At 34.1% G+C, this 15,504-nt stretch carries 26 protein-coding genes and 1 pseudogene; 4 read left to right on the forward strand and 23 right to left on the reverse strand.

Features of this window, described 5'->3' with window-relative positions:
- Positions 1-408: 408 nt before the first annotated feature.
- Positions 409-792 carry an aspartate 1-decarboxylase gene (gene panD / locus DEX24_RS03045; RefSeq protein WP_109304933.1) on the forward strand — a complete coding sequence of 128 codons (384 nt, stop codon included), beginning with the start codon at positions 409-411 and terminating at the stop codon, positions 790-792.
- Between the two features lie 447 nt (positions 793-1,239).
- The gene (locus DEX24_RS03050) at positions 1,240-1,857 is read left to right on the forward strand and encodes a hypothetical protein (RefSeq protein WP_109304934.1); all 618 of its coding nucleotides are present in this window, start codon (positions 1,240-1,242) and stop codon (positions 1,855-1,857) included.
- Between the two features lie 224 nt (positions 1,858-2,081).
- Here the strand turns inward: DEX24_RS03050 and apf (DEX24_RS03055) are convergent, their stop codons facing one another.
- Complete coding sequence (gene apf, locus DEX24_RS03055; RefSeq protein ID WP_109304935.1) at positions 2,082-2,669, reverse strand: aggregation-promoting factor; 588 nt, start codon at positions 2,667-2,669, stop codon at positions 2,082-2,084.
- A gap of 317 nt (positions 2,670-2,986) precedes the next feature.
- Between apf (DEX24_RS03055) and DEX24_RS03060 the strand changes: the two genes are divergently transcribed.
- On the forward strand, positions 2,987-3,430 hold the full coding sequence (locus DEX24_RS03060; protein ID WP_109304936.1) for a DUF3290 domain-containing protein: 444 nt from the start codon (positions 2,987-2,989) through the stop codon (positions 3,428-3,430).
- Between the two features lie 10 nt (positions 3,431-3,440).
- A complete protein-coding gene (locus tag DEX24_RS03065; protein WP_109304937.1) occupies positions 3,441-4,091 on the forward strand; it encodes a DUF421 domain-containing protein in 651 nt (216 codons plus the stop codon).
- Between the two features lie 92 nt (positions 4,092-4,183).
- Here DEX24_RS03065 and apf (DEX24_RS03070) read toward each other — a convergent pair whose 3' ends face one another.
- The 22 genes and pseudogenes from apf (DEX24_RS03070) to DEX24_RS03170 form a co-directional block, all read right to left on the reverse strand.
- Complete coding sequence (gene apf / locus DEX24_RS03070) at positions 4,184-4,831, reverse strand: aggregation-promoting factor (protein WP_109304938.1); 648 nt, start codon at positions 4,829-4,831, stop codon at positions 4,184-4,186.
- A 440-nt stretch (positions 4,832-5,271) separates the two neighbouring features.
- Complete coding sequence (locus tag DEX24_RS03075; RefSeq protein ID WP_109304939.1) at positions 5,272-6,069, reverse strand: TIGR00266 family protein; 798 nt, start codon at positions 6,067-6,069, stop codon at positions 5,272-5,274.
- A gap of 122 nt (positions 6,070-6,191) precedes the next feature.
- Positions 6,192-6,446 (reverse strand): annotated as a pseudogene (locus tag DEX24_RS03080) (terminase large subunit); the annotation flags it as partial.
- A gap of 43 nt (positions 6,447-6,489) precedes the next feature.
- Positions 6,490-6,858, reverse strand: a complete 369-nt coding sequence (locus DEX24_RS03085) for a hypothetical protein (protein WP_109304940.1) — start codon at positions 6,856-6,858, stop codon at positions 6,490-6,492.
- A gap of 120 nt (positions 6,859-6,978) precedes the next feature.
- On the reverse strand, positions 6,979-7,284 hold the full coding sequence (locus DEX24_RS03090) for an HNH endonuclease (RefSeq protein ID WP_109305099.1): 306 nt from the start codon (positions 7,282-7,284) through the stop codon (positions 6,979-6,981).
- Positions 7,277-7,444, reverse strand: coding sequence for a hypothetical protein (locus DEX24_RS17100; protein ID WP_170112822.1), 168 nt, complete (start codon positions 7,442-7,444; stop codon positions 7,277-7,279). Before DEX24_RS17100 ends, DEX24_RS03090 begins: the two co-directional genes overlap by 8 nt.
- A 428-nt stretch (positions 7,445-7,872) precedes the next feature.
- On the reverse strand, positions 7,873-8,454 hold the full coding sequence (locus DEX24_RS03095; protein ID WP_109304941.1) for a site-specific integrase: 582 nt from the start codon (positions 8,452-8,454) through the stop codon (positions 7,873-7,875).
- Positions 8,454-8,951, reverse strand: coding sequence for a sigma-70 family RNA polymerase sigma factor (locus DEX24_RS03100; protein WP_109304942.1), 498 nt, complete (start codon positions 8,949-8,951; stop codon positions 8,454-8,456). The genes DEX24_RS03095 and DEX24_RS03100 overlap by 1 nt, the downstream gene beginning before the upstream one ends.
- A gap of 88 nt (positions 8,952-9,039) precedes the next feature.
- Complete coding sequence (locus DEX24_RS03105) at positions 9,040-9,516, reverse strand: hypothetical protein (protein WP_109304943.1); 477 nt, start codon at positions 9,514-9,516, stop codon at positions 9,040-9,042.
- Positions 9,506-10,855 (reverse strand): AAA family ATPase, encoded by a 1,350-nt coding sequence (locus tag DEX24_RS03110; RefSeq protein ID WP_170112823.1) that lies wholly within the window; start codon positions 10,853-10,855, stop codon positions 9,506-9,508. The genes DEX24_RS03105 and DEX24_RS03110 overlap by 11 nt, the downstream gene beginning before the upstream one ends.
- An 80-nt stretch (positions 10,856-10,935) precedes the next feature.
- The gene (locus DEX24_RS03115) at positions 10,936-11,106 is read right to left on the reverse strand and encodes a DUF3954 domain-containing protein (protein ID WP_109304945.1); all 171 of its coding nucleotides are present in this window, start codon (positions 11,104-11,106) and stop codon (positions 10,936-10,938) included.
- An 83-nt stretch (positions 11,107-11,189) separates the two neighbouring features.
- Positions 11,190-11,441, reverse strand: a complete 252-nt coding sequence (locus DEX24_RS03120) for a hypothetical protein (RefSeq protein WP_109304946.1) — start codon at positions 11,439-11,441, stop codon at positions 11,190-11,192.
- A gap of 51 nt (positions 11,442-11,492) precedes the next feature.
- On the reverse strand, positions 11,493-11,723 hold the full coding sequence (locus tag DEX24_RS03125; RefSeq protein ID WP_109304947.1) for a hypothetical protein: 231 nt from the start codon (positions 11,721-11,723) through the stop codon (positions 11,493-11,495).
- 36 nt (positions 11,724-11,759) lie between these two features.
- Positions 11,760-12,071, reverse strand: a complete 312-nt coding sequence (locus tag DEX24_RS03130; RefSeq protein WP_109304948.1) for a hypothetical protein — start codon at positions 12,069-12,071, stop codon at positions 11,760-11,762.
- A gap of 5 nt (positions 12,072-12,076) precedes the next feature.
- Positions 12,077-12,316 (reverse strand): hypothetical protein, encoded by a 240-nt coding sequence (locus tag DEX24_RS03135; protein ID WP_109304949.1) that lies wholly within the window; start codon positions 12,314-12,316, stop codon positions 12,077-12,079.
- The gene (locus tag DEX24_RS03140; protein WP_109304950.1) at positions 12,313-12,507 is read right to left on the reverse strand and encodes a hypothetical protein; all 195 of its coding nucleotides are present in this window, start codon (positions 12,505-12,507) and stop codon (positions 12,313-12,315) included. Before DEX24_RS03140 ends, DEX24_RS03135 begins: the two co-directional genes overlap by 4 nt.
- Positions 12,508-12,714: a hypothetical protein gene (locus DEX24_RS03145; RefSeq protein WP_109348753.1), complete on the reverse strand. Its 207-nt coding sequence runs from the start codon at positions 12,712-12,714 to the stop codon at positions 12,508-12,510.
- A 62-nt stretch (positions 12,715-12,776) separates the two neighbouring features.
- Positions 12,777-12,980: a hypothetical protein gene (locus DEX24_RS03150; protein WP_109304952.1), complete on the reverse strand. Its 204-nt coding sequence runs from the start codon at positions 12,978-12,980 to the stop codon at positions 12,777-12,779.
- A 2-nt stretch (positions 12,981-12,982) separates the two neighbouring features.
- Positions 12,983-13,804: an ATP-binding protein gene (locus DEX24_RS03155; protein ID WP_109304953.1), complete on the reverse strand. Its 822-nt coding sequence runs from the start codon at positions 13,802-13,804 to the stop codon at positions 12,983-12,985.
- Positions 13,749-14,573: a phage replisome organizer N-terminal domain-containing protein gene (locus DEX24_RS03160; RefSeq protein ID WP_109304954.1), complete on the reverse strand. Its 825-nt coding sequence runs from the start codon at positions 14,571-14,573 to the stop codon at positions 13,749-13,751. The genes DEX24_RS03155 and DEX24_RS03160 overlap by 56 nt, the downstream gene beginning before the upstream one ends.
- 101 nt (positions 14,574-14,674) lie before the next feature.
- Entirely contained in the window at positions 14,675-14,950 is a 276-nt protein-coding gene (locus DEX24_RS03165) for a hypothetical protein (protein ID WP_109304955.1), read from the reverse strand.
- Positions 14,944-15,465: a helix-turn-helix domain-containing protein gene (locus tag DEX24_RS03170; protein ID WP_109304956.1), complete on the reverse strand. Its 522-nt coding sequence runs from the start codon at positions 15,463-15,465 to the stop codon at positions 14,944-14,946. The genes DEX24_RS03165 and DEX24_RS03170 overlap by 7 nt, the downstream gene beginning before the upstream one ends.
- Positions 15,466-15,504: the final 39 nt, after the last annotated feature.

A 15,504-nucleotide genomic window follows, 5' to 3' on the forward strand; every position in this document is an offset into this window, starting at 1 on the left:
ATTTCCTCCTCGGTGTTTCTTACTAACAACACTATACCAAGTGAAAGTTGCACACAGGTGACAGTTCAGTATCGGCAATATTACAGGGAGATGACAAGAGATGGTGTTTATTGGTATATGAAACACGTTGATAAGCATAATTTATCTTATATCCTTTCATTACAACATTCCAGCTATCCATTTTATGTTTTTTTTTATTTTTCTAGTGTTTCTGATTGCATTAATTATCTATTAAAAAAAGAAAAAACATGGAATAATTATTTCTTTCACAGTCATTTTCTATAAAAGATACGTTACTTTATGACAATATACATATTTTTTTCAGCACACTTTCAATAAATTTGCCATTTTTTTGCATATTCGTTAAGATATACTCAGAATGAAAATGCATGTAAAGGAGTTCAAGTTATGTTACGTACAATGATGAAATCTAAAATTCACCGTGCTACTGTCACCGAGGCCAATCTCAATTATATTGGTAGTATTACAATTGATAAAGATATCTTAGATGCTGTTGATATTTTACCAAATGAACTTGTACATATAGTTAATAATAATAACGGGGCACGATTAGAAACCTATGTTATTGAAGGGCAAGCTGGGAGCGGTGTTATATGCTTGAATGGCGCTGCTGCTCGCCTCGTACAACCGGGCGATCTTATTATTGTTATGACATATGCTCAGCTTACAGATGCTCAAGCTCGTGAACATCAACCACGCATTGCCATTATGGATGAGCTAAATAAAATAAAAGAATTGATTGCTATTGAACAACACGCTACCATTCGTTAAGAAATTTCCGTCGCATAAAGTTAATTGTAGAATGACATTGCCACTACTTTTTATGAAATTTAACTAACTAGCTAGAGCCCACTTAAATCTATTGAAAAAATGCATAGAGAAAACGAATTGAAGGACTAATGACTGCGAATAAAGAGCCTGGGACAGAACAAAAATAGTATGTCTCACATACGAATAATCAAATTAATTGAACGTGCAGAAAACGACTCCTGCGGGAATAGCATGAGCTGAAAACCACACAGGAACGCAGTGACGAGGATTTTGAAGCTATGTCCGCGGAAAGTATTTTTCGCAGCGGACATGGCTTTTCTCTGTTGAAAATACCTTTGTTTCAGGCTCATTATTTATTAATGAACTATTTCAATTAGGAAACGTTCCTTATATCAAGTATATGCCATAACTTTTTACATTTTATTTATGATAGAGGAGCAAGAGAGTATGAACTATCCGTATATGTATCCCCCCTTTAATTTGAAGGACTTTGAAAGCATGTCACTCGGTGAAGCTCAGCAGTATTTCGATTGGTATACAGCTGAAATCCCATCCCGTATGAGATTTTTAAAACAAATGATTGCCGGGAAATTTGAGCTGGATTTTTCTAGCAAATCACTCATTCCTCTTTTCACCTGGTATTTAACTACTATTAACCGATATAAACTTTCAGATTCTGAACTCCATGAAAAGTTAACTTGGTTTCGCCATCAAAATGAACTGTCCTATGAAGTTGCTGAAATTCAGTTATTATCAAATCCAATTGATATTATGTTAGAAGACTATGCACTTGCCATGGATATTGCGATTTATTATGGAGAAGTGCTAATTCATAATTATCCTCAAGTCGGTTGGACATTTTTTACTAAACCAAAATCATTTGTCCATTTAAATGAGCCCATACTTGATGTGATAGATGATACAGGTTACTTACGGAAAAACCCACGCAGCCTTTTACATCAGTTAATTGAGCAATTTAAAGCTGATCAAATAAATAATCATGTACTTTATGAAAACTTTTTATTGGATCGTGCAGATATTTTGGGTGTCGATGATGAAGATTAAAACTACTAATTTTTAGATTCAGTTACCACTCGCTTCAGCTACCTGTATTTTCTTAGCAAATCAATTTCTTTAATTATTTTTTCTCATTAAAGCCATTTTAATAGTCATTTATATTGATGCTCGGTATTTAATACATAATGGATCTATTATATTGCACTTCTTACTACAAAAAAACCGCTTAAGCAATATATTGCTTAAGCGGTTTTACTATTTACTCGGTAGGCTTAATACCAGCCTTTTTGTTGCCATGCTGATTTTGCGTTACTCCATGAACCGTAACGATCTTTTACATATTTGTCTGCTACACGTTCTTGATTTGCTGGTGAATAATCACCATTTAAATAAGATTTATCTAATTGATATTTCCCAATATACTTGCCTGTTGCTGAACGTGCATTATAATTATTTGTTGATTCTTTATTCGCGATCCATGATTTTGCTGATGAGCTTGACCCTGTATACGCTTTTGTTGTTGCTTGTTTTTGGACCGGTGCTTTATACGTTTGCTTTTGTTGTACGGGTGCTTTGTATGTTGTTTGTGTTTGCACTTGTTTTACCGGTGCTTGGTAAGCTGTTTTTTGTGTAGCTTGTTCATTGCTTCCGCCTACTTCAATTGGTGCGCCTGCATATATTAAGTCTGATGTCAGACCGTTTAGTTGTTTTAATGTATTCACTGTTGTGCCATGTGTTTGAGCTAAGCCTGATAAAGTGTCACCTGCATGAATTGTTACTGTTTTGGCTGACGCTGTACCTGCGAATGCTGCTGTTGATAGTGCGATGGCACCTGTAATTGCGATAAGTTGTTTCTTCATATTGTGAAATTTCCTCCTCGGTTTTACTAACTAACAACACTATACCTTCTGAATAATTCATAGCGATGACAAAATCATCTCTACTGTATTACAATAATATGACATCAATAGGTAAAATTTGTCATTAATCTACCGATTCCCCTCATCATTATGCTGAAACATAGGTAGAACAACTAATTGAGAAAACCATTATTTAGGAATTAACTAATAATTAATACGCTCATGCTGTGATGAAGCATGCATTGATTTTGTTTATTTGCATGAAAGAAACGATTTATGGGTACTATTTAAATACTTAATCATTTTTGGAGGGTATTATGGATTTCTACGGAACAGACTATTTAAATTCACAATCTGCTTTTAAAGACTATTTAAAGTATATACTCATTTTCAGTGCTCTTATCTTTTTAATTATTGTGTTTAGTTTATATATTAGAAGGAAAATGGATACAAAATATCGAGATTTAAGTATTATTTTATTTTTAATTTTACTGTTTTTATCTGGATTACAATACAATAACTATACTCAAAATGAAAATAAACATACACAATCAACACAAATGCTTAGTATTTTAGAACAAGTCGCTGCAACCTATGGAGTTGATTTAGACAGCCTTTATGTAAATTCACCTTCTTTAAACGATGAGGTCATCATTAAAATGGATAATCATTATTATTTATTAGTATTAAGCTCTACACAGCAATCATTTACTTTAGAAGAAACTTTTTTAGCTCATTCAAAAATTAATATAATTAAATAGGGAGGCAACTATGTTTCTTGTTTATGGACCAATTATTATAAAATTTTCACTAGGTATTATTTGTCTCATTTTTCAAATTAATTTAATGGGAAAAGGGAATTTAGCTCCATCATCAGCTTTAGATCAAGTACAAAATTATGTACTAGGTGGAATAATCGGTGGTGTGATATATAATGAAGCCATTTCGATTTTACAATTTGTACTTGTTCTCATTATTTGGACGACACTTGTGTTAATCGTTAAATTTTCACGTGATCATAATCGTTTTATAAAAAAAATAGTAGATGGACGACCGATATCACTTATAAAAGATGGACAAGTAGATGTTGCAGAGTGTTTACGTTGCGGATTATCTGCAAATGAATTGATGTTTAAATTACGCTCAACAAATATTTATGAAATTGAAGTTGTAAAAAGAGCCGTATTAGAGCAAAATGGACAATTGACAATTATTGAATATGGCGATGAAAATATTCGATACCCTATCATTGTAGATGGACAAATCAATAGTGATCTTCTCGAAATTATCAATAAAGAAGAACAATGGTTAATTGAAAAAGTTCAGCATCTTGGCTATCAAACTATTAAAGAGATATATCTTGGAGAATACCTTTCAGGTGAATTAAAGCTACATAGTTATAATAAATCAAAAATAGATTAATTATTTTCATACTACTATTTAATAATATGATACATGACAAAAAACCACCTCAAGCGATGTGCTTGAGGTGGTTACTTATTTATTCGGTAGGCTTAATACCAGCCTTTTTGTTGCCATGCTGATTTTGCGTTACTCCATGAACCGTAACGATCTTTTACATATTTGTCTGCTACACGTTCTTGATTTGCTGGTGAATAATCACCATTTAAATAAGATTTATCTAATTGATATTTCCCAATATACTTGCCTGTTGCTGAACGTGCATTGTAATTATTTGTTGATTCTTTATTCGCGATCCATGATTTTGCTGATGAGCTTGAACCTGTATATGCTTTTGTTGTTGCTTGTTTTTGGACCGGTGCTTTATACGTTTGCTTTTGTTGTACCGGTGCTTTGTATGTTTGTTTTTGTTGTACGGGTGCTTTGTATGTTGTTTGTGTTTGCACTTGTTTTACCGGTGCTTTATACGTTGTTTGTTTTTGAACCGGTGCTTGGTAAGCTGTTTTTTGTGTAGCTTGCCCATTGCTTCCGCCTACTTCAATTGGTGCGCCTGCATATATTAAGTCTGATGTCAGACCGTTTAGTTGTTTTAATGTATTCACTGTTGTGCCATGTGTTTGAGCTAAGCCTGATAAAGTGTCACCTGCATGAATTGTTACTGTTTTGGCTGACGCTGTACCTGCGAATGCTGCTGTTGATAGTGCGATGGCACCTGTAATTGCGATAAGTTGTTTCTTCATATTGTGAAATTTCCTCCTCGGTTTTACTAACTAACAACACTATACCAAGTGGAAGTTGCACACAGGTGACAGTTCAGTATCGGCAACATTACAGGGAGATGACAAGAGATGGGGAATTATGGGTTTTTTCTGCAAGTTAACCATCTGTTTAGATAGAGATATTGTTATGAAGCGATTTACATTATCCAATATAAGGGAATTTAACTATTAAAATGACACTTTCTTCTGTTCATTTCACACTGAAAAAACTTCATTTCGGTAAAAAATTTCATTTTATAAAATTTATTTATTATAATAAACGAAGTTATATTACAAAGCCAAGATTTCTCAGCTATTTTAAGACACTAAATTTCCTTTATTCATTCTAAAAATGAGTTTCTACTATTGTATAGTCAAAAATAAAGGATTATTGCTATACGCAATAAATCCTTTATTTTAGGCTAACGATTTAATAAATTAAATATACCACCAATACCACCTTCATCTGAACTTTGACCGCCCCCACCTTTTGATGCTGGTGCCGCTGCAAAGACACGACTAGCCAAGCGACTAAATGGGAGCGATTGAATCCATACTGTACCTGAACCAGAAAGAGTAGCAAAAAATAGCCCTTCACCACCAAATAATGCTGTTTTTACTCCTCCAACTGCCTGTATGTCATAGTTAACATCTTGTGTCATCGCAACTAAACACCCTGTATCTACTTTTAATACTTCTCCAGGTGTTAATTCATATTCACAAATAGCTCCACCTGCATGAATGAAGGCCATACCATCACCTTCAAGTTTTTGCATGATAAAACCTTCACCACCAAAAAAGCCTGCACCTAGTTTGCGTTGAAATTCCACACCCACTGATACACCCTTTGCTGCAGCTAAAAATGCATCTTTTTGACAAATAATTTTTCCGTTGCGCTTACTCAAATCCATTGGGACAATTTGACCAGGATATGGAGCTGCAAAATATACATTGCGCTTTCCTTGTCCGATATTAGTAAAAGTCGTCATGAAAAGACCCTCACCTGTTACTAATCTTCTCCCTGCCCCCATCAACCTACCCATAATACCCGATCCTTGGTTGTCAGATGCATCACCAAATATTGTTTCCATTTTTATATGATCGTCCATCATCATTAAACTACCTGCTTCTGCCACAACCGTTTCATTAGGATCTAGTTCCACAGAAATGAACTGCATATCGTCGCCATGTATTGCATAATCTATTTCGTGATTTTTCATTTTCAAATGCCTCCTGATTTTTATACCAACCTACATTATACGCTATTTTAAGAAAAGCAAAAGTCAAAGCCTTCTTATACAATAACGGGTTAATTGATATAATAAAACAAGTAATGAGCTAATTTGCGTGTGCCGTCTGATTTACTAACAAAACCAAATGCCGATGCAATCAATCCCTTGTGCCATAATTCTAACTCAATGGATTTACCTCCCCATTTACCTTTTGAATGCTTACAATAATTTTCTACAAATTCAAGGGCATGATTCGCACGCTCTGGACGATATTCAAATGGACTATTTTGTTCGTAAATATTATCGACTAACTTTTTATAAATCCGCTTCACTTTAAAACCTTCAACGATTTTGCCTGACTCCATTTTATTGTAGTATTCAATAATTGGATTATAAGCAATCGGATATTTAACCACATTGCATCACAAAGCTGTCAAAGCCATCATCTTCTTTTTGCTTTGGTGGTTCTTTAGGAAGCAAGTCAGAAAGTTGTTTGAGAATCGACTGATAGTTTTTATTCATTTGTTGGTATTGCCTTGCGACTGGACGTTCCCTTTCATATGGTTCTTGGTCGCCCTGTGCAAACATTTCAACAAAGCCACCGTTATCTAAATCGATTTCCATATCTTCAAGCGTTGCTCGCATAAATGCGGCACGACGAATCAGACCTTCGACAACCGCCGACTTGTCTTTTTGGATGTCTTTGTAATTTCTTTTTAATCGACGTTCCTCGCGAGTAATTCTTTCAGCTTTTGTATAAACTTTTTTAACTACCACTAAATCCACCTACTTTTTATTATTCTTGGGGTGGGGGGGCTCGCGCGCGACTTGTGCATTTTTTGAAGCTCCCCTCTCGGTCCCCGATGACTTCCAATTTATAAAAATGAAAGGGGGGTATTACCTTCTTACTTCTATCAAATTGCCTTCCCTATCAAACCCCATACCGTATCTTACTGGACTATGCTTTTCATGATGTTCCTTGTTGTGACAAGGCTGACAAAGATACTCTAAGTTTCTATGGTTTAATGTCACTGTTGGATCATTAATATTCTCACTATTTATATAAGTCTTATGGTGAACAATATAACCAGGTTCATCACAACGCTCACACAAGCCATGTACTGATGCAATATAAGATGCACGACACTTTCTCCATGCTGCGCTTTTGTATAGCTTCTTAGCTTCTGTAGTATGTTTAAGCATTGCTATCATCATTGGTTAGAAATAATACTTCTTCTTGATTAACATAATGTGCATTATTATCCGTCTTACGGACCTTATCCATTGTTGGACTATATAGAACTACATCACCAATAACAGTGATTGTCTTGCCATTCTTAAAATGAATTGTTCTTCTACTCATTCCATAACACCCTTTCAATATAATTTCATACAGACACACAACTCTTTCCAGCTTGTTATGAACACATCCAATAGGGGTTGCGAGTGAGCATTGTTGTGTGCCTGTATCAAAACATATTAGTAATATGCAGATAATAAAGCGCATCTAATCGCCTTATTATCTGCCAATCACCTAATCAACTATGTTAAACAGGAGGAATTAACATGGCGTAAGTTGTTACCCTTACACTATAAGCGTGCTTTTGGGATTATTTCATGTGCCAATGTAACATATCTTATTGAGTGTTACATTCACTAACAGGCACTAAAACACTGATGTATCAACATCTCTATATTTTTTCATTTTGAATGTACAAGAATCTAAGTTATGTAACATTCATAGATTAAAAAATAATAACAGTTGTTGATATAATAACAACTTTAGCTACTTTATTTTTGTTTAGTTTTCCTTCTTCTAAATAAATTGTTTACTACTTGGTCAACTTTCTCTTGCTCTACTCCTATGTAGCGTAATGTATCCGATTGACGTTTATGTCCAAAAATCGCTTGAAGTGTGGCAACATCATTTGTCTGCTGGTAGAAGTGATAAGCAAATGTTTTACGCATTGTATGCGTTCCTACATCACCTGTATATCCTATTGCATCTGCAGTTTCTTTCATTATTCGATATGCCTGTACTCTGCTGATAGGCTTTTGACCACCTGTTTTAGTTTTCTTCCTACTCTGTAATAGAAAATCATAAGGCTTCATATTTTTTGTATATTCTTTAACCGCACGTCTTAATTCATCACTTATTATCATTTGCTTATACTTTCCTGTTTTCTTTTCATATATCTTTATTGAAGCTTTATTTCTTACATCCTTCACTCTTAATTGCAAAACATCTGAAATACGTAAACCTAAATTAATTCCTAACATAAACATAATAAAATTCCTTTTATTTTTTTCATCAAGATACTCCATAAATTCTTGTACTTGATCCATATCTCTAATCGGTTGAACATATCGCATTATACAAGAATCCACCCTTCATTCTTAATTTTCCTTTTACATCTTGAAATAATTACTTTTACTTCATCTCTTGATATCCCTAACATATCAGCAATTTTATATTGAGAGAGTTTATTTGAACTCATCTCAAATACTTCTTTTTCTCTTTTATCCAGAACTTTCATTATTTCTTTTATTAAATCTTGTTTCATTTCATCTTTTTCGATTTCTTCTTCTGACACTTCTATTTCAAATACTTCTACATTTGAATCTTTATTTAGTTGAATCCAATAAGGTTCGACTGGCACTTCTCTGTCATAAGCTGCACGCCTCTCAATCGCACGTGTTGCACCTGGCTGTCGACCTGTACGGATCCATTTAATTGTGAACTCTAAGTTACTGATCCACGAACGAACATTAGATAAATCTTCTTCACATGCTTCATTCTCTTTCAATCTATTTAGTAGTGCTTTTGTATTTTTCAGTGTTTCTTTATATTCAAGTAACAATTCGTTCATGTTATTTCCCCCTTTTTGATAACAAAAAAAGAGCAACAAATAAACGCATTAACTGCGTAAATCTGTTGCTCTCGGTTTTTCCGATAAGCTAATCTATAAATACATTCTTTCCATATCCTCGATAAAATCCATATTGTTCATTTAGATCAACTTTACCGAAATTTCGTTTGTTTTTAGAGTTAACATATATCACTAATTTAACACCATCATATTCATTAGAATCAATTTTCATACAAAAAGCAAGGTGTTTCCACCAAAACTCACCACATAGAAGCTGTTCATTTATATGTTTAGAACTAGCAGCATCTGTACTGCTTTTCAGCTCAATAAAATAAACTTTCTTTCTGAGTATATCCATAATCACAAAATCACAATCTTTGCGTTTCTCATCTGTCAAATATAGAGACTTACTCTTAACAATTGGCAAATCAATTAGATATAGATCTGTTTGTTTGTTTGAAGCAATTCTTAATGCCGTAGAATAATTTACGCTTTCATTAATCTCTGAAAGCTGAACTTTATTACCCTCAATTTTTTTAATGTCAGTGATTGCATCATAATTCATCTTCTATTTCCTCATGCATTAAATCTACAAGGTTAAAATATTCATTTTCTAAATTCTGATAATTTTTATCAAAATTTTCAAATACATTGTCTTTGTTGAAATAATCAATTTCTGATAATGTTTGATTTTCAAAATTATATATCTTCGTATTCTCTCTTGAAATACCTGGTTGTTTTTTTATTTTGTTTAATAGTGCAAGATTTGCTAATTTTTTCATTAAAAAGTCACTGTGAGTTGAAATAATTAAATTCACTCCTGATTCAATTAAATAATTAATCAAAACTGCAAACTCTATTTGATTTGAGGGATGTAAATTAATTTCTGGCTCATCAATAATAATAAAATTATTAGTATTATCACCTAAAATACTATCCAAATAATAATCAAGCCCATACAATGACTTTGCAGATGAAGAAGCCATATGCAAGGATACTTTACTGTCATCCTTTAGCTTAAAGTAGGCAGTTCCTTTTTCCTTGTCAAAACCAAATCGACCACCTATCATTTTGTCTCTAATAATCTGTGAAATCTTATTTGATTCATTAATCATAATATCGTAATCTTCTAGACTATTTAAATATTTTACATATTCATCTACAGGTTGTGGATACGTTGATTTTCTCTCTCTAATAGACTTAATAATCTTTTCGTCATCTTCATCAAGTGTACTCAAGTCATCTATAAAATTAGCTCTACCATTATGTAATTCCTTTGAAAAAACATTAATACCTGTCCGTTCCGCTGGTACATAAATATAGTTAAAACTATTTGAAATATAATCTTGAATGATTAAAGAAAAGACCATATTTAAAAATCGTCTGTCTAGTGTAAATTCTTCAGGTAACATTTCTTCTGTATTCAGACCTGAATTCTGACTTTTTTTAAGATACGATACTGAAATTGTTTTTTCTGCTAGTTCAAAAATAAATAAAATATTTCGGAATTCAATTTGTTTTCTAAAATGCTCAGTTCTAGTTAAACCAATCATTTCAATTACCTCTTGCGGATCTAATAGAATTTCAGAGTCTTCAAAAGTTTTTATTCCAGAACTAAATACTTTACTCAAAATTCGATTTGAACTTTTTCTAATTGTTGATACGATAAAATTAGCATATGCTTTGTTAAATTCTTCTTTTGAAAAAGTATATTTATTTTCTGAAAGAAAAATCTCTGCTTGTTCTACATCTAATAATTCGTATCTTGCAGTTAGCTCTTTTAAAACACCATAAATTGCATATGTTATATAAGTTTTCCCTTGATTATTACCTCCACTAAAAATCGTCAGTTGCCCTAAAGTTAAATTAGCATTTTTAATTGGGCCTATATTTGTAAATTTCATATAGTATTCCCCATTTCTTAAATTATTCCACCATACAGCTATATTACCACAAGAAGAATGCATTAAACATTATGAATTACTTACAATTTCCTGCTATATTTAAAATCAACATGTGTAGGTTTACCGTCTTGCCAGCTAATCTCTTGTTTTCCGAAACCCAAAGGAGGATTATCAATCTGAATTAGCTTGCCACCTCGAACTATGTAAACCGCATCTTTTGTTAAATCAATTTGTTTCTCTAAATTTGCCATAAAGCAATTCCTCCTATGCTATAATTAATTTACCAAGATCAATTAAGCGTTGGAGGAAATCTCTAATGCTTTATTTTTTTGTCTTAAAATCCATGTACATTTTCCCAACCATGTGCTGATCCAAGTTCTACAAAATGAAGCAACTCATTTGTATCTCTGAAACATTTTTCAAAGTCATCTGTTTTAACGACGTAATTGCTTTTAGATCCTCGCTCTACAATGCAAAGGCAAGTGTGTATATAATCCAACTCCTTTAACCCTGCAATCTCTTGTCGAATCTTATCGACCGCCTTCATTTCAAACAGAACTCCGAATAAATCTAATTGTTCTCCCATGTTCATTCTCCTTTAATTAAGTATTTTGGTATTAAACAGAATAAATACTCGTTATTCATCACATTCGCAAGGGGTGTATCCTTCGTCTGTCCATTTACCACAGGTTTCACATTGCTTTTCAATAATCCATCCTTCTAATTTCCATTGAGGTTTAGACACATACACTTTGTCACAATTGATACATGTAATTTCTTCCTCATCCTGGTCATAGTTCGCTTCGTGTTGTTCTACAACATATTCGCAATAAGGACAAACTTGCTCATCATGTAATTGGTTTCTCAATTTTTTCACTCCTTAGTATTTTTGTTGTTATATGACTTATCTAATTTGATTAGCATAAGTTTCAATTTCATCTTCAATAACTCGTTTCACGTTGATTGCTGGATTAATAAATCTTTCTTCAACAAAATAAGGTTTTTTACCATCTATCAAAGGACAACCAAGACCTTCGATATATTCAACTCCAAAACGTGCAATATATTGGGAAATATGTTCAGAAAGTTCTTCTAAATCATATACGTCATAAAAACTTGCTCTAAAACCTTCCAAAAATTCCTCGTTCATAACACTTTCGTCAAACTCAATGATGAACGAATCTGTTCTTTCTACCGTACATTTATATTTTTCCATTTCCTTCACTCCTTTAAATCTATAAATAGTCCTCTAAACGTATCAATCGTGCTTTTATCCCAGCCACTTAACCATAAAATATGCTGTAATTCATTTTTCGAAAGTTTTCGATTGAGCATTTCCTCCAATTCAGTTACGCACGTTTCGTAATGCTCTTTTTGCCATTCTTCCACTGCCTGATTTAAATCAGTATCTAGCCATTCTCTACGACCGCGTGAGTTAACACCTTGATATTTTAAATTCATACCGATTCCTCCTCGATAGGTTCTAACCAAAAGCCTTTATAATTTTTTTTAGCTAATTCGCGTGCTTTTACCGAATCATATTGTAGCCAGCGTAAAGTCCCTAAAGGCTTCCCTGTGTAATCTGCCAATTCCTGAATCGTACCATCCCAAACCCAGTTTTCTCCTTTGTACAAAGCGAAAATCTTATCCAATCAAACCACCTCCTCAAGTGGTTCTGACATCAACACTTCTAGCACATAACCTTCGCTAGTTGGGTACATTTCGAAAACTACTTGAAGTTCTGCTGCATCGTAGCAAACTTTCTTGAATCGATTGCCAGCAACTCGATTTACAATTACGATTGCAAGTGGTTCTGGACCATCAAACCCCATTAAAATTGGCTTCATTACGTTTGTCATCCTCAATTCCCTCCAATGTTTTTAAGATTTCTTCACGCAATTTATGTAGATCTTGTTGTACTTTATTTAAGATTTCCATAATTCAATAGCACCCTAGTCGGCTTGCCATATTGCTCAAACAAGACTTCCCTTTCCATTTGATGATGCATACGACAATGTACTTTTGTGATGATTGTGTTAGAGTGGCCACAATTCGGATAAGGACAACGCATTAGTCCAACTCCATTACCACTCGCAAATTGCGTATGTGCTGATGAATGTGCCATGACTACACCTCCTGCGATAGATCGAAGACTGAAATTCTTTTATCACGAGTATCTGTGAACTTGATGACCGCAATATTTTTAAGGCAACGAGAAATTAACTTTTTGTCGTACATTAATTCCATTTGATTACGTGACAAATTTGAAGTGATGATCGTCGATTTCGACTGTCTAGCTTCTAAGATTGCCGTCAGAACTTCTAGTGTGAAGTTTGTTGCGGTTTTATTCGTCGTAATAGCCCCTGTTTCTGCCCCTAAGTCATCTAAGCAAAGGTAATCCACTTTCGATAACATCTCGACGAAATAAAGTTGCGTGAACTTTGATTCCTTGTTGTCGAATGAATCACGTATTTTCGCCATCATCTCTCGAACACTAATAAATACACACTCAACATCTAACTTCTCGTTTAAATTGCGTAAGATGGACATGGCCAAGTGCGACTTGCCAACTCCTGTGTCGCCTTGAAGCAATGTAGTGAATGTTTTACCTGATTTGTAATGCTTGAAAGATTGTACTGCCAAATCTTTATTTTTTGATTCCTCACTAGATTCAGCAAAGAATTTGCCAAAACTAGCTTCACGAATCGTTTCGTCTGCAAAAACTGAACGCATATACAAAGTGTTTTTCTTCTTCTTAGCTGCGCGATCTAAGATTTCTTTTTGAAAGCTTTGTTCAAAAGATTGATTTTCTTTGGCGATCTGACACGCTGGGCAAAGTTCTTCACCATTAATCATCATTAACGGAACTGGCTTTGCATGTAACGAACATTCATTAGAAGTTAATGTCATCTGAATAGACTTTGGTAATGCCTGTGCTATTGCCTTCATAACCTCTCACCCTTTCATTTAGATAACTTTCGAATTTTGTTCCGAACAAAGTTGAAGGTCTTAAATATTTACTGAAGTTTGGATCTTGTAGCCAACTGAAGACTTTTTTATCAATGACTGTTTTGAAATCTTCAACAGTGAACGATTCATTCAGTCTTGCTTTGATAAGAGATTGAGTTGATTTAGACGTACTTCTGAATGATGTACCAGCTTTAGAATTAAGATATTCGATGATTTGCTTATATGCGTCATCATGCTTGCATGATAATTCTTTATCTATATCTTCTCTTTTCTCTTTCTTATCTATATCTAATTCTTTATCTATATCTGTACCGTCACGTGACGTCACGCTAACGTCACTCTTTGGTTCGGGTAAAGAATTTAGTTTTTTACGTTCACGATATTTACGATTACGTTCAGCATTTAATTGCTTCACCCTATCCATACCATCGATATTCTGATGATTTTCCCAATTTTTAATGCGAATCGATTCACCTTCTGTTTCAATCATTCCGTACCGGTTAAACGTCTGTAGAGCAAGTCGTACAGTATTTATTGGTCGGTTAAAGATCGTGGCCATCTCCTCGGTATTCATAGGAATTTTTTCCGAAAGCATAATGTACCCATTTGAATTTGCTTTACCTGCAGCTGCTAATAATTTCACCCAAATGATGAGAATCGTATCGCTATCTGGTAATGCTTCAATCAATTTGATTTTGTCATGCTCGAACATATCTGTTTTGAGCTTGATCCATGTTATTTCAGCCATGATAAATCCCCCTAATTAATGACTAGCTTTTTTTAACTTCACTGCAAATTGCAAACTTAGAGCAACCGCAGTGACCGTTGATGATAATACTGCAGTTAGAATTAAATCGAATGTGTCGAAGTACATGAGATAACCTCCGCTTGAATATTTTTATCCTTCAATGACTTTGCAAGCCTTACGAGACGATCATGGTCCTTTTTGGCTTTTGAAAGCATACGGATCTGATTAATATTGTCGTGAAGTTCTTCCGTTGCGATTTCTGCTGCAGCATAATGACCAGCTTTTAAGAACGTTTGAATTTCTGCAAGTGTGTCCTCCGCTGAATCGTATAACCACTGCGCCTTTTGAGCATCTTCTACTTTGAATTTTTCTAACATGATAAATCCCCCTTTAATAGTCCTTCTGAAATTAGGTAATTGTAATGATCTGCATACAATTCTGTGTAACTGATTTTTGATTCCATACAAACTACCGCGACTAAATTACTAATAGCTGTATTTGCTTCAACCAATTCCTCTAACGCTTCACGCAACTCCTGTTTCTCAAACAACTCCATAGCTGCAAGTGGTTTGACTAAGCTCGTCTTTCGTAAACGATTAAACGCTTCTTCTAACTCCTCCAACGTCTTTTCCTTTACTGCAGAGCGATGTAAGTCTGCATTTTCACCATCCAATAGAATTGCACCTGTTCGTGTGTACTGTTGTTGAATTGTCATCGCAAGTCTTGGATCATCGTATTTTTCAGCGTATTTACGTGCTACACCTGCGTTTACTTTGTCTTTCGATGTTTCATAGTGCGAGATTGTTTCTCTTGCTACCGACATCGTTACAGCCTGTTTTTGCTGTGTATTATCTGCTCTAAGTTCTTTCATGATTTCGCCCACTTTTTTCATGAAACAATCTCCTTTCGTTCACATTTTTTTATTTCTATA

The sequence above is a fragment of the Kurthia sibirica genome, assembly GCF_003143975.1.
In the GTDB taxonomy this organism is placed as follows: Bacteria; Bacillota; Bacilli; order Bacillales_A; family Planococcaceae; genus Kurthia; species Kurthia sibirica.